Raw genomic sequence first — 15,919 nt, 5'->3', positions numbered from 1 at the left:
TCCTAGATGTACTTGACTTTTATATCGCCGACAAGCAGCGAGATATGCAAATTCACTTTTTGAGCCGCCTCCTCGTATTGCTCGGAACGAATCATCACACTCCGGTTGATCCCTCCCTGGCGGTGGCTCAATACTTCCAGGTCGCCCAGACTCAGCTCGGCGTTCACAGAAACCGGAAGATCGACAGGGACATAAACGGTGACATCCCCTACCCATCCTTCCACAATAAGAGCGGCCTCGTCCTGCATCAAAACCGCGCGGGACAGATCAATCACCACATCCCCGATCCCGTGCCACACATGCAAGGTGCTCAACTCAAAACGCCCGGAAGTCAGATGATAATCGCCAATCAACGAACTGCGAGAATCTTTGGGCAAAATTCGTTCACGCCCAGTTTCCTCTTCCTTCTCAAGCAGCTTGCTGCGGGAAGGCTTCCACTTGCTCAAGCTGTCCAGCCATTGTGCAGCGTCATGCCGAATGCCGTTGTGTGTATGAACAGGCTGATCCTCGCTAGTCATAGCCGGACCAGAAGGCTCTTCCCGTTGTTCCGGAAACGGGGGAAAAGAAGCTCGGTTTCCGCCCCCCCTCGTTTTGCCGCGAATCAATCGGAAGCCAAAATAAATCAACAGGATGGGAACTGCCAGTTGGAACAAGTCATCCACACCGATACCGAACCACATGTCCAGAGCAATAATGATTCCCAAACTGAACAGAATGCCGCCGCCAATCCGTTTGTTCTGACCCCAGAGGCGAACGCCGAAGTAGACGAGCACCATCGGCCACAGATCAAACAGACCGAACGAAATGATATGCAAACTGTCTAATAAAAGGCCGATGCCTGTCAAAATGATCAGGACGCCAGCCAACATTGTGTGCAAGCGGGACAGTTTCACAAAAGTCTCCTCTCTTACGCCCCATGCCGATCTTTTTCACTTTGTCTGTTTCGACACGTATAAATGAATGCAGGTGGGATATTCAGCAAGGTGAAGTCTGTCTCTACCCAAGGAAAACGCGCCTGCAGCTCAGCCTGGAGTTGTAGCGAATATTGGAATGTAATGAACAGGCCGCCTGGTTTTAATACGTTTTGTACTTCATCCAGAATGGCTGCTCGCAACTCTTGTGGGAAATTGGCAAACGGCAGGCCGGAAATGATGACATCTGCCTTGCCAAGCTCCATCTCCTCCAAATATTGTCCGAGTCTCGTCGCTTCCTCCCTGACAGGAAGATCAGGAAAGCGTGATTGAAGGATGGATCGAAACTGGCTGTCACGCTCCACAAGCACATAGTCGGTATCCGGATTGATATTTTGATAAATGGTTTGGGTAAAAGCTCCTGTGCCAGGTCCCAGCTCCAGAATAACATCCGTTGAAGCCCAATTGACGCTGCTCAACATTCGCTCACATAAAAACCGCGAACTCGGGATCACGCTGCCGACACGCCCAGGCTCAGCGATGAACCTTCGCAAAAAGACCATGAAGTCTGCCAAGAATCGTACCTCCTAGGGGAAAAGCAGCCTGCTATACAGGCTGCCTGATTGACACACTCTATTCTACAACCAATCCCCCAGTTCCTGTCCAATCAAGATTGTTCCGGCTGGGCGGACACTGGTTTTTTCTGTTGAAGCGATGCCTTGATGTTTGCCAGTTCTGTATCCAGATCGTCTTTTTCCAACTCAGAAAGCGCGTTCTCCCAAGCGAGGTTTGTCTGGCGCCATTGACCGCTCATTTGCGCTTCGGCTTCCATGCGCAGCACTTTTTCCTCCATGCGAGCAAAGCCGCGGCCTGCGGACTGATTTCCGATTCCCACTACGGCATGATTCACTTGCTTTTGTGTACGAGCTACCTGTGCCCGAGCCATCAGCGTGAATTTTTTCGCACGCATTTTATAGAACTCTTCCTTCAGCTCAGCCAGCTTCTCGCGCATTTGCGTAGCTGCCTCGGATGCTGCCAAGTACAGTGTCTCATACTCTGCTGCACGCGCTTCGTATTGCTTTTTGTCTGCAAGTGCACGGCGAGCAAGTTCATCTTCCCCTTCTGTCAGAGCGAGCTTCACTTGACGATCGCGTTTGTCGATCAGTGTGTTCGCTTCATCCAGTTGTTGGCGGAATTTCTTTTCCAGTGCTACCTGACGGGCGACAGCCACTTCGACTTGTCCGATTTCCACTTCCATATCTCGCATGTATTGATTCAGCATGACTACCGGATCTTCCATCGAATCCAAAGCGTCATTCACCGAAGCTACTGTCAGGTCACGCAAACGTTTAAAAATACTCATGTTTATTTCCTCCTCATCATATCACATCGTGTCATTTCATCCAAAAGCTCTCGCGACTTGAGCAACTCTATGGCTGGCGACGGGTCACATCTTTTTCCCAGGCGTCCAGCGCGTCTTCTTTCAATACTTTTTGGGCCCACTGACGCTCCCAGGCAGGTGGCGCTTCTTTGGGGACATGGCTGGGGCGCAGTAAGCGATACCCCAGATAAATCACACCAATGGCCAGTAAGCCGTGGAACAGCAGATGGAGCTTGCCAATCAGCATCAGGAACCCGAAGAGGAAGATCACGATTCCCCAGAAACGCGAACCGGATTGTCCCATAATCTTTCGAGCGCCGTACAGCATGATGACCCCCGGAATCAAAATCCCGATCAGGTCACCGAAGTCGATTCCGATTTGATCCAGCAGAACCAACCCGCCGATTAGCAAGAGAACCAGCCCGAGCAAAACCTTTCCAGACCGTTCACTCATTGCTCGCTTACCTCCTATTCTCTTGTGCATGTGGTGCTTGCTAACTTATGCCCTTATTGTAGCCCCCCGGATAGGCTTTCCATAACGGGCGTGCGGTTGGTTTTTCCCTCCGTCCTTGGACGGAGAGCACTTCCTGCCATAATCGGACGAGCCTGTTTTCGCCCCATTCCAACCGCTCTTGCAATGTCGAAACAAAACGTTACACCTTTAGACAGGATTTTGTGACAAAAATATGAACAAGCAGTCAAAAAAAAGGAAAAATCGGACAAGCAGCGAATCTTCGTAGAGTGCGTGTAAAAAAACATCGAAAAATAGCCGAATTCCGCATGTCGGAAACGGGGGAACCAGTTTTTTGGGGTGAATAGTTGCGTTAGGCAACTTAGGGCGTCCTTTCGACCGAACCCTTCAGCTAACTTCGTAGGCTCACGAAAGGAGCAGTTTCTTTTGCGCAAGGTGGTACTATCTTTATTTATGGCTGGATTGCTTGCTATGGGAGCGGGCGCTGCACATGCGGCGGAGAACACGACACTCGAAGAGGTTGTCGATGATCTGTACGGCGTTCCTTACAAATCTTCAGGCACATCCAAAAAAGGCTTCGACTGCTCCGGTTTCACACGCTACGTATTTGACGCGTTAGGTGTAGACCTGCCGCACAATTCTGCCTCTCAATATGAGTACGGTACAGAAGTTGCACGGAAAGACTTGCAACCAGGAGATCTTGTGTTCTTTAATACAAACGGACGAAGCATCTCTCACGTGGGCATCTACATCGGGGACGGCACATTCGTGCATTCGGAATCCGGCCGCGGAGTCGTCAACACCAAGTTGAACGACCCGTACTACTGGAGCAAGCGTTTTGTTGGTGCCAAGCGCATCAGCTCGCCTGTTCTGGAAGCAAAGGCGGACACTCCGAAAAAGGAAAACGCGGTGCAAGCTGCATCGTTGCCGGAAAATCAACCAAAAAAGAAGTAGTTCGGCAAAAACATAAGAGCCAGGGACAATCGTCTCTGGCTTTTTCTGACGAAATTTAGTACCAGGTCTAAATAGGTGCCCTTACTTATAAGGAAATAAGCATGAATGAAGGGATACTTGTTCCTATTCTGTGAAAGCATGTTATGATAGACAAGGCTGATTCTTTTTTGCCATGACACTTGTTCACTTATTAATAGAAGTAACTGGGGGTAATTCCGGTGAAAGATCACATTTTAATCGTTGACGACAATCAGGAGATTATTGAACTGCTTGAAGATATTTTGGAAAACGAAGGCTTTCAGGTCTCCTCTGCGGAAAATGGCGAGGATGCACTTGCCCTGCTCAGCCAGGGAGAGCGGCCTAATCTCATTCTGCTCGATATCATGATGCCTAACATGAGCGGCTACGAGCTTTGCTCGCAAATCCGTCGGGAATGGGACTTGCCTATTTTGTTTCTCAGCGCCAAAAGCAAGGCCGTAGACAAAGTAGTCGGTTTTGAAATCGGGGCCGATGATTACATTACGAAGCCGTTTGACACGGAAGAACTGCTCGCCCGCATACGCGCCCATCTGCGCCGCTACGAGCGCATCCGCAAGCATACCGAGGAGCAGCCGGAAAAAGACGCCTCCGGTTCCCCGATCACGGTCTTGAAGTTCAAGGATTTGGAAATCCATAAAGAAACGTATTCCGTCTACGTCAACAACCAAAAGATCGAGTTGTCCACGAAAGAGTTTCAACTGCTGACTTTTCTCGCTGAAAATGCGGGTATCGTCTTCACGCGGGAACAAATTTACGACCGCGTCTGGGGCTATGGCTACGGCTCGCTCAATACGGTGACGGTACACATCAAAAACTTGCGCGAGAAGCTGGAAACAGAGCGGCAATTCATCAAAACTCAGTGGGGGACGGGCTACGTATTCATCGGGGAGAAGCTTTAGATGAGCCTCCGCAAAAAACTGTTTCTTTCTTTTATCGCCTTGATTACGCTCAACATCTTGCTGTTCAAGTTCGTTTTTCAGGACATCATCATCGACCAGTTGAAAAACGACCGTCACAACCAGTACCAGGCAGAAAAGGATGCGGCAGAAAAGGTCCGGGTCAACCAACTGCTGCGCTCCAGCAACTTCAAGGACCCGATCGAGCGCCAGGAGCTGGAGAAGCAGTTGCCAGAAGACGTCATGTACCGGATGGTCGTGAAGGACGCGAGCGGCAACACGATTTACCACAGGCCGTCAAAAGCCTACTCCTTGAAGCTGTCCCTCCCTTCCACCACGAAAAGCGACCTGAAAGTCGTGGCAGAATACCATTTTCAGCAAGAGCCTCCCCGTGAAGGCGAGATTGTCATCTATTTCTACACGGACGATTACGACATTATGGGCACAACCGGAGTCTCGATGATGCTCTGGTTTATTTACGGAAGCCTCGTGCTGGTCGGCTTGCTGTTGCTCACTCTGTTCGTCCGCTGGATTTTGCGTCCGGTTAGCGAACTGGCCCGTGTCACGCAGGAAATTCGCGAAGGCAAGCGGCTGGTGACGTTTACGTATCGCTCCCATGACGAGTTCGGACAGCTGTTTCGCTACTTTGGCGACATGGTCGATGAGCTGCGTTTTTCCGAAGAACGGCAATCGGAGATGATCGCTTCGATCGCCCACGATTTCCGCACGCCGCTGACTACGATCAAAGGGTACGCCTCCTATATCGGCTCTGGCCGCGTCACGGATTTGATGCGCATCCAGAAGCAAATGGGCAAGATCGAAGTCAAGACGAGCGATCTGGAAAAGCTGCTGGACGAGCTGCAAGACTTTACCGTGCAAAGCACAGAGGTGCGGCTCAACATTAGCCGCATTCACGTAAAAGGCTTTTTGAAGGGAATTATCGAGGACTACCTGGCGCGGGTGAAAGAAGCCGGATTGACTTTTCACTGGAAACTGCGCGTCTCCAATGAGCTGCACATCGAGGCCGATGAAACCAAGCTGCGCCGCGTCATGGAAAACTTGATCAACAATGCGATTCACTACAACAAACCGAATGGCTCGATTTTGATTACATGCGATCAGCGAGAAGGTCACGTGCTGTTCTCCGTGATCGACAAAGGGGAAGGAATTGCTGCCGAAGATTTGCCGAAAGTCTTCAACAAGTTTTACCGCGCGGAGAAATCCCGCAACCGCAACAACGGCGGCACAGGGCTCGGACTGACGATCTGCCAGAGCATCGTGCGCCGCCATGGCGGAGAACTCACGGTAAACAGCGAACAGGGAATAGGAAGCAGCTTCTCCTTCACCATTCCCTTTTTCCACGGATAGTTTATTTAGATTTATTGTCAGTTAATTTATTCTTTATATTTCTCTGTTAAAGTAATTCTTGTAAGCATGTTGCTTTCAGTGATAAATAACCCCCAGTTCGGTATCTGACACATCACGGCGAAACCGTAGTGAAAAGATGCCTCTTTTTTTTTGCCCTAATCCCGTTTTTCCAGGCGCATGGGCAGTCCGTTTTTCGGACGCAGCGTAACCAGCGGCTCTGGCTCCACTACCTGTCCAGGCTCCGCAAGCCGCAAGCGATATCGCTGCGCAATCGTCGCAAGCAACAATGCCGCTTCCATCAGGGCGAAGTTGTTTCCGATACAAACCCTTGGCCCGCCCCCAAACGGAAAGTAGGCATACGCAGGGTTGCGTTTCAGCAAGTCGCTGGCGAACCGCTCCGGGATAAACTCATCCGGCTTGTCGTAATACCGTTCCAGACGGTGCATGACAAACTGGCTCATCATCAGCGTCTCCCCCGGCTGATAGGTGTGTTCCCCGATCTTCACTTCTTCGACAACTTCCCGATTGATCGTCCAGGCGGCTGGATACAGTCTCAATGTTTCCGAAACGATAAGGCTCGTATAGGTCAGTTTGGGCAAATCCTCCACCGTAGGCAGTCTGCCTTCCAGCACGGTTGCCAGTTCTTCATGCAGCTTCTGCTCGACGTGCGGATGCGTAGCGAGCAAATAAAACACCCACGACATCGTGTTGGCAGTCGTCTCGTGACCTGCCACGAAAATCGTCATGACCTCGTCTCTTACTTGCTCGTCCGTCATGCCTTGACCGTCGTCCTCGTCCCTCGCAGCGAGCAGCATTCCCAACAAATCGTCTTGCTGAGCTTCCGGATTTTTTCGCCTTGATTCGATCAAAGAATAGATCGCTTCGTCAAGCGTCTCATTCGATTCCAAAAATTGTCGATTGCTTCTTGTCGGAACCGACAGCGGAATGTCGATAAAGGAAGCGGCTTTATTCGCCACATATTTCAGTCCGACGTCGATAGCATGGCCAATTTTGTCAGCGCCCTCCTTGATGCTTTTGCCAAACATCGTCTCCGTAATGATCGCCAACGTTACTTTCATCATGTCGTTGTGAATGTCGCGGACTTCTCCCATCTTCCAATCGTCCATCAGCTCGACCGCATGTCTCACCATCACCTGACCGTATCCGGCGATGCGCTCCCGATGAAAAGCCGGCTGCATCAGGCGCCTTTGCCGCAAATGCTTTTTGCCTTCACTGGTCAAAATCCCGTCGCCCACTACGGCTTTGGCGATCTGCAAGCCTTTGCCCTTCTTGAAGTGATCTTGCTTGGTAACGAGCACTTCTTTGATCTGATCGGGATTGGTCAGCAAGTAAACATGGCGCTTCGGACCAAAGCGAAAATGAACGACCTCGCCATGCTCGGCGACTGCTTCACGGATAAACTGGAGCGGGTTTTTGCGAAAAGCGAGCAAGTTCCCGGAAATCGGCAAACCTCTTGGTCCTGTGATTGTCACACCCATCTGAATCCCCCTCATATGCTTTGGCTAGGTTATGGATAGTATCCCGGCACGAAAAGGAGTTTATGCGAAAAAAAGCCACCCGAAGCAATCAGGTGGCAAATCAGGTATAGCTATTAGCGTGCAACAGGCTGCTCCGTACGCAGCAGACGAAAAGCGATCAGCCGCTCCCGCACCTTGATCCCGATCACGGCGGCGAGTACAGCTTTGATCACGCCTACAACCAAAAACGGCGTAGCGCCGAACGCAACCGCTTTGTCCCAAGGGATATCCAGAACGAACTTGAGCTGGACGGTTCCAAAAGCGAGTGTCACGAACATGCCGATCACGTTGGCAATAACGGCGCTTTTCAGAGTGAAGCCCATCTTTTCCAAATACCAGCCCGTCACAAAAGCAGTCGCAATGAATCCGAAAATGTATCCGCCAGTCTTGCCGACCAATACTTGCACGCCACCGCTCGCTTCCGTAAAGACAGGCAGGCCGACTGCTCCGAGCAGTACGTAAATCAAAAGCGCAAGTGTGCCGTAGCGGCTGCCCAGAATCGTCGCCGTCAAACCGACAGCCAGCGTCTGTGCCGTGATCGGAATGAGCGGCAAAGGAATCGTCACCTGCGACAGCACCGCTGTGACAGCAGCAAAAATGGCGGACAACAGGAGCCATCTCAAACGTTCGTTTCTCATGCGTAGTATCCTCCAATGTTAACTAAAAATATAATAAGGTTAACAAAATGATAATACGCACGAAGAAAAATGTAAATCCCCTATGTTTGATCGACATGTCGTTGCAGACCCGCAAGCGATTGAATCGTGTGCTCGATCAGCTCGCGCAGGTCGTCAATGTTGCCTTCGTCGATCTTGCGGTGAAAATCCAGGGTGATGTGGTTCGTTACTACCGTTGGCGGCCATTCGATCCGATGCTCCGGCAGTTTGGCGGACAGTGTTTGCGTAATGTAGGGGCGCTGACCCCAGATTTCATTGAGCAACGTGGTGATTTTGTTCGCTTCGCTCGGAATGTCGTCCGGATTTGGCAGCTGCAAATGAAAATGAATGCAGATCGTGCAGCCGACATGCTCCACGAGCGGCTGTTCCAGCTGTTCCGAGGCGATGTCGCCGAGACTCGTGCGCAACTGCATTTGCGCCCGCACGGCTTTTTCGCCTGCCGCTTGTTCGGCCAGCTTGAACTCAATCTGGAACAGCCGCTGGAAAGTAGCCATATCCATGACATCTGATCGTCCGGTAATGGTGATCGCTCCGTCAAAATCGCGGTCGTACACCGCTCCTTCCAGCACCACCCGGATGTTGTCAAAGATGAGTGGATGAAACACGAAGCATCCTCCTTTCCTTTTCCTAGCTTGATTGATATATCCTCGAACGGCTCTTCGTATCTAGCATGCCTGCTTTCTTGCGCTTTTGCAAGCGAGAGACGACTTCGCCATAGCGAAAAGCAACCCGGGAATGTTACCATGGAAAGGAACCAACGTCAGAGGTGACCCACATGTTTCTCATTGGAATTTTAGTCGTCGTTGCGATTTTCGGTGAACTCTTTCACAGATTAAACCCTTGGAAAAAGCCCGAGCCGGCCTATGACGAGCTGGTCGCCCAAATCAAAACAGCCGACTGGTACAGAGAGCTTGCCAGCGACGAGGCTTGCCGCCGTGTGCTGGAGAACGATCCGCACGTCCAAGCCTATTATGCCAGCACTTACGAAGCCCAGCGCCTTTTGACACAGGAGGGCTTTCAACTGGGCCTGATCGACTACGTCAAGGAACAGGCCGCCAGCACCTCGCCCAAATCGCACTGAACGGCAAAGCGCCGCTGCCAGGAGAGCAGCGGTTTTTTTGTATGTAATTTTATCGAAACGTTGGGATTGGCAGGCAGGAAAAAACCATTGCCTGAGCAGTCCTGCCTGTCCTTTACTTGCTTTTGATTAAGAGGAATTTAATGACAATCGAGACAAAAAGCTTTCTTGAAAAGAAAAAGGTATACCTCCCTGGCTGCCGCCTCGTGGTATACCTGTTCTATCCTGTATTCATCTGCTTACCGTTTTTGGTGGTAGTGCTTGTAAGCATCGAAGGATGCCTCTTCTTGGCAAGTGAAGCACTCGTTTGCGTACGATTCAGCCTGTTCGTTGATGGTTTGGCCGCAAGCAGCGCAGCATTTTGCTTCGAGATTTCGGTAAAAAGAAGTGATTGGCGTCATAATTTTTAACCCCCTGTGTGTTGTTATCTGTATTGTATTACAACAGTATCTGTTTTATAAAAGTTTGTTATAATACATTATGACGCTTTATCTTCATCTCTCGCGCAAATGCTCCCGCTTGCTTCATTTTTCGCTGTATTCATACATTTTTGCAAATTCAGCTTCTGTTGTAACACAACCGCCTTAGATCAACAGATTGAACAAATACGGATCGTTGGTAATCTCCACATAGCGGATGCCGTGTTGTTTCATCCGGCTGATCAGGGGCTGGTAGTCCTCCTGGCACTTCATTTCAATCCCGACGAGCGCCGGGCCGTTATCCTTGTTGTTCTTCTTCGTGTACTCAAAGCGCGTGATGTCATCGTGCGGGCCGAGCACCTTTTCCATAAACTCGCGCAAAGCTCCGGCGCGCTGCGGGAAATTAATGACGAAATAATGCTTCAGCCCCTCATGCAGCAAAGAGCGCTCTTTGATTTCCTGCATCCGGTCGATGTCGTTGTTTCCTCCGCTAATGATACAGACCACATTTTTCCCCTTGATTTGGTCCCGGTAGTAATCAAGGGCGGCAATCGACAAGGCACCCGCAGGCTCTACCACGATCGCACTGCTGTTATACAACTCTAAAATCGTCGTGCATACTTTACCCTCCGGCACCAGCACAACATCATTCAACACATCGCGGCAAATGCTCATAGTCAGCTGTCCCACCTGCTTGACTGCGGCTCCATCCACGAACTTGTCGATTTCATCGAGCGTCACGACGTCATCTCGCTCCAACGCCGCTTTCATCGACGCCGCTCCCGCAGGCTCGACACCGATGATTTGCGTATTCGGGCTGATTCCTTTTACATATGTGCCTACCCCGGCAGCCAGACCACCGCCACCGATGCTCATGAACACAAAATCCGCAGGCTCTTCCAAATCGTTCATGATCTCCAGCCCCACTGTTCCTTGTCCAGCCACTACCAGCGGATCGTCAAACGGATGGACAAACGTCCGGTCTTCCTGAATGCAATATTTCATCGCTTCTGCGAACGAGTCGTCAAATGTATCCCCGATCAGCACAACCTCCACGTAGGAGCCGCCGAACCGTTTGACCTGGGACACTTTTTGCCGCGGCGTTGTTGTCGGCATAAAAATCGTGCCGAGGATTTGCAGATGCTGGCAAGAGTAAGCTACCCCTTGCGCGTGGTTGCCCGCACTCGCGCATACAACGCCGCGCTCCCGCTCCTGCAAAGACAAGCTCCGCATAAAATGGTAGGCTCCGCGAATTTTAAAAGAACGGACGACCTGCAAATCCTCCCGCTTCAAATACACGTTGCAGCCATAGCGCTCAGACAGGACATTATTTTTTTGCAGCGGCGTCTTCTCGACAACATCTTTTAACCCGTGGTTGGCAACCACAATCTCTTCCACTCTCACTATAGACATATCTCTCTTGCTCCTCCCAAACGTTGGTTGTCTCTTTTTTCACTTGCCCAGTCAAAAGAAAAGCCTTCACCTCGCCAGCGTCGCTTAAATGCGCACGGCTGGCTGAGGCGAAGGCATCGCGGTACCACTCAGCTTCTCTGTCTTCCTCACGAAAAACAGACTTAATAGAAGTTCCACGATGGGAACCCCCGTCCGGGTAACGGAGACGAATCCGTTGTCCTCTACTTGCAGCTTTTTGCGACTGCGTTCTAGGGCACTGCTCCAAGGTGATTTTCAAAACAGGCTGGGCGTCCGTTCTTTCAGCACGGGGAACGGCTCTCTGCACGCTGCTCTCTGCTCCTACTCTTCCTTTTCTACGCAACTGATAACAAACTATTCAAATTATTAGTTACAAATTATAATGCGAGTCTGTTTTCTTGTCAAACAAAACCGATATTCCATTTGGTCTGGTTGCATGCAAAAAGAAGGAGAAAGCCCGCTTGCGAGTGGCTCTCTCCTTCTTTTTGGTGCGTCGCAAATTTATACCGCTTCGTAAATCGCTTCGTAGCGCTTGCCGATTTCTTCATCAGTCAAGCCAGCTTCACGCAGGCGTCCAATCAGTGCATTTGCCCAGATTTCTGTGCGTTGCGCCATTTTTGCGTATTTTTTCGCTTCCTTCACTTTGCGCTTGGAGCGATCTTCACCGTTCGATTTGAGATTGTCCAAGATAAACAGCATGCGCATGCTATCTTCCTCGTTCAACTCTTTCCAGTTGTCGTTCAAAAACGCGACTACTTGTTTGTAGTACCCGTCAAACTCATCGAAGGAAATCTCGGTATCCATGTTGAGATACTCTTTCATTTTGTCGAATAGCTCTTGCATCTAGCGTCACAACTCCCTCAGTATTCTCCGCCCCATTATAACAAAAACAAGCCTGCACAGGAAGTTGCCATTATTTGTGAACATATCGGCAGATCCGATCTGCGCCCTCCCCATGCAACAAGTCCGGGAATGGACTATAATGAGGAGATACTGAAATGCTCTGAGGAGAACAAAATGACTACATCGAAAAAGGAACAAGAAACAAGCATACGCGTCGGTCAGCAAATGACGCTCACCATAAAAAGCCTGGGGATCAACGGCGAAGGAATCGGTTATTTCAAACGAAAGATCGTATTCGTAGAAGGAGCGCTCCCAGGAGAGGTCGTGCACGCAGAAGTGACGGAAGCGCGGGAAAAATTCGCGACAGCCCGGCTGCTTCGCGTGGTGGAAAAATCAAAAGATCGCGCCACTCCTCCCTGTCCGGTGTACAAGGAATGCGGCGGATGCAGCTTGCAGCATCTGGACTACGCGGCACAGCTTGCAAGCAAGCAGGAAATCGTCATCGAGTCGCTGCGCAAGTACGCCCGCCTGCCTGAGCCGCCTGTCGCCCCGACTATCGGGATGGACAATCCGTGGTCGTACCGCAACAAGGCACAATTCCAGGTCGGCAAGCAAAACGGGAAGCTCATCGCCGGACTGTACCAGACAGGCAGCCACAAGCTCGTCGATCTGGAAGGCTGTCAGGTGCAACATGAGGCGACGACGAAGATCGTGCAAGTCGCTAAAAAAATCATCGAAGAGCTGGGCATCCCTGTGTACGACGAAAGAAAGCGGACAGGCGTCATCCGCACGCTCGTGGCGAGGGTCGCTTTTGCCACAGGCGAGACGCAGTTGACGCTCGTAACGGCCACAAAAGAAATTCCCCGCGTCAAAGAGCTGCTCCTGGAGCTGCGCACCCGCCTGCCCGAGCTGGTCAGCATCGCGCAAAACGTGAACGCGCAAAAAACATCGCTTGTCTTCGGCGACCAGACGCTCTCCCTGTGGGGCAGACCTTCTATCGCGGAAAAGCTCGGGGAACTGTCGTTTGATTTGTCCGCCCGCGCCTTTTTCCAACTGAATCCGGAGCAGACGCAAAAGCTGTACGATCAGGTCAAAAAGGCGGCTGCCTTGACGGGCAAGGAACTGGTGCTCGATCTGTACTGCGGCACCGGAACGATCGGCCTCTGGCTCGCCCCGCACGCGCGCGAGGTGCGCGGCATCGAGCTGATCCCGGAAGCCGTAGAAGACGCAAACCGCAACGCCGTGCGCAACCAGGCCACAAACGCAAGCTTCCACGTAGGCCGCGCCGAAGTGCTCATGCCGAAATGGGCCAAGCAAGGCACCCGCCCAGACGTCGTCGTAGTCGACCCGCCCCGTACCGGGCTGGATGACGCGCTGATCCGCTCTTTGCTGGACGTGCGGCCGAAGAAGATCGTGTACGTGTCCTGCAACCCATCGACGCTGGCGAAGGACATTGCGAAGCTGATGCAGCGGTATGAGTTGAAAAGCGTGCAGCCGGTGGATATGTTTCCGCATACGGCGCATGTGGAGTCGGTGTCTCTGTTGACAATCAAAATGCAATGAAACCGGGCAAATCCGCTAAAGAAAGGGAGCGTCAGACAATGAATGCCGATATGGTGATGCAGGAGCTTGAGGCTCTCGGTAAAGAACGACTCAAGAAGATGTACATTTCCAACGGCGCGCATGAACCGCTTTTTGGCGTGGCGACAGGCGCGATGAAGCCCATCTTCAAGAAAACAAAGATCAATCAGCCTCTGGCCGAGGAGCTTTACGCAACAGGGAACTACGACGCTATGTACTTTGCTGGCATCATTGCAGACCCTCATGCGATGACGGAAGCGGATTATGAACGTTGGATGGATGCGGCTTATTTTTACATGCTGTCCGATTATGTGGTTGCCGTAACTTTAGCGGAATCAGATATTGCCCAAAAGGTTGCCGATAAATGGATCGCAAGCAACGAAGAGTTGCGAATATCGGCGGGTTGGAGCTGCTACTGCTGGCTGTTGGGGAATCGTCCGGATCATGAGTTCTCCGCGGACAAAATTTCCAGTATGCTTGATCTGGTGCAACGCACGATTCACGCTGCTCCCGAACGAGCAAAATACGCGATGAACAACTTTATGTACACGGTGGCTGTATCTTATGTGCCGCTCCATGGCAAGGCGGTCGAGACTGCCAAGGCAGTAGGCCCGGTAGAAGTCAAACGGGACAAAAACAAAAGCAAGCTCATACACGCTTTCGAAAATATTCAAAAAGCAGTAGATAAAGGACAGCTTGGTTTCAAGCGCAAGCATGTAAGGTGTTAAACTCTGGCGTGCTGCACTCGTCATACGATACATGTGGAGTCGGTGTCGGTGACGTGGTTGACTTTGAAACAAGCTAAAAGGCTAACCCTCCTTGATTCAACGGGAGTTTAGCCTTTTTCTTTTGCTTGTGAATCAAGTTCTTGGCGCTGACCCCAAGTTTCCTCCAACACAACATTCACCATTCTTTCATTTGTTTGGAAGATTTCAACATGATTTAATGTAGGTAATCAGCAATGAAAGAGGGTGGCCATTTTGTCATCGGTCTTGCTCGTAATCTTCTCCATCAATTTCTCTCTCCTGCTCTTGCACGAAATGGATGCAATCAGAGCCAAAGAATGGAAAATGTTCGCCATCCTGAAAGATATGGACGATAGCCGCGCCTTCAAAGTATTTACCATCCTCCATCTTCCCCTGTATGCCATCTTATTGTATTCGTTTATCAGTCAACAAATCGTTTCCTTCATCATCATAGATGTGTTTCTCATTTTTCACTCGATCATCCACTATTTCTTTGAGAAGCATCCGAACAATAACTTTACGAACATGTATTCAAGATTGCTCATTTATCCAATGGGCGTATTGGGAGTCTTGCATCTGCTCGGGTTCATGCTGTTTTGACCTTACCGCGCCATCCGTCACGTCAAGTCGCGCATACGCCCTCAACACCTGCAGAGTCTGTCAGTTTGCGGTGAAAAATACAAAACAGAAAGGTGGCTAAACCTCTTGAAGCTTCTCGGGTTTAACCACCTTTTTCGTTACTTCATGAACATTCGCCAGCGCAGCAACATGATTTATTGCATCGGATTGGCAAGGTTATTCACGAGAATCTGAGCCTGGTCCCCCAGCTTGATCGTGCCGGGACATTCGACGGCACAAACAATCCCTCTGCGCTTGAATGCCGCTTTTACAAAGCGTCCGGCCAATTTTGGGTGTGCCTCTGCATCGTAATTTTTTTGAATTTCTTCTCCCGGATGGACACAAGGAAGATTTTCTCCCATACAAATAAGACCCGCTCCACTCGGCAGCAGGATTCGCGAGCCCATCGTCAGGCTTGTCAAATCAGGAAATCCGCTTATCAAAAGATTAGCCCCCAGCCACTCGGGCAAAACAAACGGAACTTTCAAGTTTTCGGCAATGATGGCGCAATCCTCTTGGGACACCACCGTGATTTGGCGACGGTTCAAGATTTCGGTTCCGCGCGGATACATCGTCTGACGGGAGTCTGCTCCGAAAGTCACGCCAAAATGTCGGTCACCCGGTATGCCTCCGAACTCCAGTTTTGTCTCGGGGATACGGCGTGTGACGAAAGTCTCGGGATTGTCAGCGATAAGTATAGCTTCAACTGATGCTGCGTATGTTTTCATACAATTCTCCTCTCAGTGATCGGCGATTATGCTCCGAATGCTTGCCGCAAATGTTTGAATATTTCACCCACAGTCTTCTTGCTAACCCCTGCTTCGCCCCATTCCTCACAGTGTATCATGAATGGCTCCTTTTTTAGGAAGAAAAAGCATAATCGTGAAACGATACTCCTCCCTAAGACTGATACAAAATTACATCGGGTGCAGGATGTCCCTCCAACCAATTGGTATATTATGGATTC

At 50.7% G+C, this 15,919-nt stretch carries 18 protein-coding genes and 1 riboswitch; of the genes, 7 read left to right on the top strand and 11 right to left on the bottom strand.

Features of this window, described 5'->3' with window-relative positions; translation table 11 throughout:
* Positions 1 to 2: 2 nt before the first annotated feature.
* The 4 genes from liaF to NST23_RS05000 all read right to left on the bottom strand — a co-directional run bounded on the left by liaF (position 3) and on the right by NST23_RS05000 (position 2,746).
* Complete coding sequence (gene liaF, locus NST23_RS05015) at positions 3 to 893, bottom strand: cell wall-active antibiotics response protein LiaF (RefSeq protein WP_122966159.1); 891 nt, start codon at positions 891 to 893, stop codon at positions 3 to 5.
* A 14-nt stretch (positions 894 to 907) separates the two neighbouring features.
* Positions 908 to 1,486, bottom strand: coding sequence for a class I SAM-dependent methyltransferase (locus NST23_RS05010; RefSeq protein WP_122966160.1), 579 nt, complete (start codon positions 1,484 to 1,486; stop codon positions 908 to 910).
* A 92-nt stretch (positions 1,487 to 1,578) separates the two neighbouring features.
* Complete coding sequence (locus NST23_RS05005; RefSeq protein ID WP_063228773.1) at positions 1,579 to 2,274, bottom strand: PspA/IM30 family protein; 696 nt, start codon at positions 2,272 to 2,274, stop codon at positions 1,579 to 1,581.
* A 67-nt stretch (positions 2,275 to 2,341) separates the two neighbouring features.
* Positions 2,342 to 2,746 (bottom strand): LiaF transmembrane domain-containing protein, encoded by a 405-nt coding sequence (locus tag NST23_RS05000; RefSeq protein ID WP_173597082.1) that lies wholly within the window; start codon positions 2,744 to 2,746, stop codon positions 2,342 to 2,344.
* Between the two features lie 303 nt (positions 2,747 to 3,049).
* A riboswitch (cyclic di-AMP (ydaO/yuaA leader) is annotated at positions 3,050 to 3,186 on the top strand.
* A gap of 4 nt (positions 3,187 to 3,190) precedes the next feature.
* Between NST23_RS05000 and NST23_RS04995 the strand changes: the two genes are divergently transcribed.
* The 3 genes from NST23_RS04995 (at position 3,191) to NST23_RS04985 (ending at position 6,021) form a co-directional block, all read left to right on the top strand.
* Positions 3,191 to 3,718: a C40 family peptidase gene (locus NST23_RS04995; protein WP_122966162.1), complete on the top strand. Its 528-nt coding sequence runs from the start codon at positions 3,191 to 3,193 to the stop codon at positions 3,716 to 3,718.
* A 218-nt stretch (positions 3,719 to 3,936) separates the two neighbouring features.
* A complete protein-coding gene (locus tag NST23_RS04990; RefSeq protein WP_173597083.1) occupies positions 3,937 to 4,656 on the top strand; it encodes a response regulator transcription factor in 720 nt (239 codons plus the stop codon).
* Positions 4,657 to 6,021, top strand: a complete 1,365-nt coding sequence (locus tag NST23_RS04985) for a sensor histidine kinase (RefSeq protein WP_122966164.1) — start codon at positions 4,657 to 4,659, stop codon at positions 6,019 to 6,021.
* Between the two features lie 155 nt (positions 6,022 to 6,176).
* On the opposite strand, the gene NST23_RS04980 is transcribed toward NST23_RS04985, so the two are convergent.
* From NST23_RS04980 to NST23_RS04970, 3 genes are all read right to left on the bottom strand, one after another.
* Complete coding sequence (locus NST23_RS04980) at positions 6,177 to 7,520, bottom strand: cytochrome P450 (RefSeq protein WP_122966165.1); 1,344 nt, start codon at positions 7,518 to 7,520, stop codon at positions 6,177 to 6,179.
* 113 nt (positions 7,521 to 7,633) lie between these two features.
* Positions 7,634 to 8,197, bottom strand: coding sequence for a biotin transporter BioY (locus NST23_RS04975; protein WP_242772554.1), 564 nt, complete (start codon positions 8,195 to 8,197; stop codon positions 7,634 to 7,636).
* An 80-nt stretch (positions 8,198 to 8,277) separates the two neighbouring features.
* Positions 8,278 to 8,841: a hypothetical protein gene (locus tag NST23_RS04970; protein WP_173597085.1), complete on the bottom strand. Its 564-nt coding sequence runs from the start codon at positions 8,839 to 8,841 to the stop codon at positions 8,278 to 8,280.
* A gap of 170 nt (positions 8,842 to 9,011) precedes the next feature.
* Here NST23_RS04970 and NST23_RS04965 point away from each other — a divergent pair, with 170 nt between their 5' ends.
* Complete coding sequence (locus tag NST23_RS04965) at positions 9,012 to 9,317, top strand: hypothetical protein (protein ID WP_280649068.1); 306 nt, start codon at positions 9,012 to 9,014, stop codon at positions 9,315 to 9,317.
* A gap of 236 nt (positions 9,318 to 9,553) precedes the next feature.
* On the opposite strand, the gene yhfH is transcribed toward NST23_RS04965, so the two are convergent.
* From yhfH to NST23_RS04950, 3 genes are all read right to left on the bottom strand, one after another.
* A complete protein-coding gene (gene yhfH, locus NST23_RS04960; RefSeq protein WP_083955695.1) occupies positions 9,554 to 9,715 on the bottom strand; it encodes a protein YhfH in 162 nt (53 codons plus the stop codon).
* A gap of 183 nt (positions 9,716 to 9,898) precedes the next feature.
* A complete protein-coding gene (gene ilvA, locus NST23_RS04955) occupies positions 9,899 to 11,146 on the bottom strand; it encodes a threonine ammonia-lyase IlvA (RefSeq protein WP_217022454.1) in 1,248 nt (415 codons plus the stop codon).
* A gap of 519 nt (positions 11,147 to 11,665) precedes the next feature.
* On the bottom strand, positions 11,666 to 12,007 hold the full coding sequence (locus NST23_RS04950) for a hypothetical protein (RefSeq protein WP_063228784.1): 342 nt from the start codon (positions 12,005 to 12,007) through the stop codon (positions 11,666 to 11,668).
* A gap of 174 nt (positions 12,008 to 12,181) precedes the next feature.
* On the opposite strand from NST23_RS04950, the gene rlmD reads away from it, so the two are divergent.
* The 3 genes from rlmD to NST23_RS04935 all read left to right on the top strand — a co-directional run bounded on the left by rlmD (position 12,182) and on the right by NST23_RS04935 (position 14,934).
* Entirely contained in the window at positions 12,182 to 13,570 is a 1,389-nt protein-coding gene (rlmD, locus tag NST23_RS04945; protein ID WP_242772557.1) for a 23S rRNA (uracil(1939)-C(5))-methyltransferase RlmD, read from the top strand.
* 38 nt (positions 13,571 to 13,608) lie between these two features.
* Positions 13,609 to 14,316: a DNA alkylation repair protein gene (locus tag NST23_RS04940; RefSeq protein ID WP_340963251.1), complete on the top strand. Its 708-nt coding sequence runs from the start codon at positions 13,609 to 13,611 to the stop codon at positions 14,314 to 14,316.
* A gap of 252 nt (positions 14,317 to 14,568) precedes the next feature.
* Complete coding sequence (locus NST23_RS04935) at positions 14,569 to 14,934, top strand: DUF6713 family protein (protein ID WP_340963248.1); 366 nt, start codon at positions 14,569 to 14,571, stop codon at positions 14,932 to 14,934.
* A gap of 173 nt (positions 14,935 to 15,107) precedes the next feature.
* Here NST23_RS04935 and NST23_RS04930 read toward each other — a convergent pair whose 3' ends face one another.
* Positions 15,108 to 15,680 (bottom strand): MOSC domain-containing protein, encoded by a 573-nt coding sequence (locus NST23_RS04930; protein ID WP_122966185.1) that lies wholly within the window; start codon positions 15,678 to 15,680, stop codon positions 15,108 to 15,110.
* Positions 15,681 to 15,919 lie beyond the last annotated feature (239 nt).

The organism is Brevibacillus sp. FSL K6-0770, from assembly GCF_038000275.1.
GTDB classification, from domain to species: Bacteria; Bacillota; Bacilli; order Brevibacillales; family Brevibacillaceae; genus Brevibacillus; species Brevibacillus parabrevis.
The sequence above is the reverse complement of the archived record's forward strand: the minus strand, read 5'-3'. Positions and strand labels throughout refer to the sequence as shown.

Bases quoted from the DNA above. Each gene is read 5' to 3' on its own strand.
- NST23_RS05005 (WP_063228773.1), bottom strand. From the start codon at position 2,274: ATGAGTATTTTTAAACGTTTGCGTGACCTGACAGTAGCTTCGGTGAAT.
- NST23_RS05000 (WP_173597082.1), bottom strand. From the start codon at position 2,746: ATGAGTGAACGGTCTGGAAAGGTTTTGCTCGGGCTGGTTCTCTTGCTA.
- NST23_RS04985 (WP_122966164.1), top strand. From the start codon at position 4,657: ATGAGCCTCCGCAAAAAACTGTTTCTTTCTTTTATCGCCTTGATTACG.
- NST23_RS04980 (WP_122966165.1), bottom strand. From the start codon at position 7,520: ATGGGTGTGACAATCACAGGACCAAGAGGTTTGCCGATTTCCGGGAAC.
- NST23_RS04975 (WP_242772554.1), bottom strand. From the start codon at position 8,197: ATGAGAAACGAACGTTTGAGATGGCTCCTGTTGTCCGCCATTTTTGCT.
- NST23_RS04965 (WP_280649068.1), top strand. From the start codon at position 9,012: ATGTTTCTCATTGGAATTTTAGTCGTCGTTGCGATTTTCGGTGAACTC.
- yhfH (WP_083955695.1), bottom strand. From the start codon at position 9,715: ATGACGCCAATCACTTCTTTTTACCGAAATCTCGAAGCAAAATGCTGC.
- ilvA (WP_217022454.1), bottom strand. From the start codon at position 11,146: ATGTCTATAGTGAGAGTGGAAGAGATTGTGGTTGCCAACCACGGGTTA.
- NST23_RS04950 (WP_063228784.1), bottom strand. From the start codon at position 12,007: ATGCAAGAGCTATTCGACAAAATGAAAGAGTATCTCAACATGGATACC.
- rlmD (WP_242772557.1), top strand. From the start codon at position 12,182: ATGACTACATCGAAAAAGGAACAAGAAACAAGCATACGCGTCGGTCAG.
- NST23_RS04940 (WP_340963251.1), top strand. From the start codon at position 13,609: ATGAATGCCGATATGGTGATGCAGGAGCTTGAGGCTCTCGGTAAAGAA.
- NST23_RS04930 (WP_122966185.1), bottom strand. From the start codon at position 15,680: ATGAAAACATACGCAGCATCAGTTGAAGCTATACTTATCGCTGACAAT.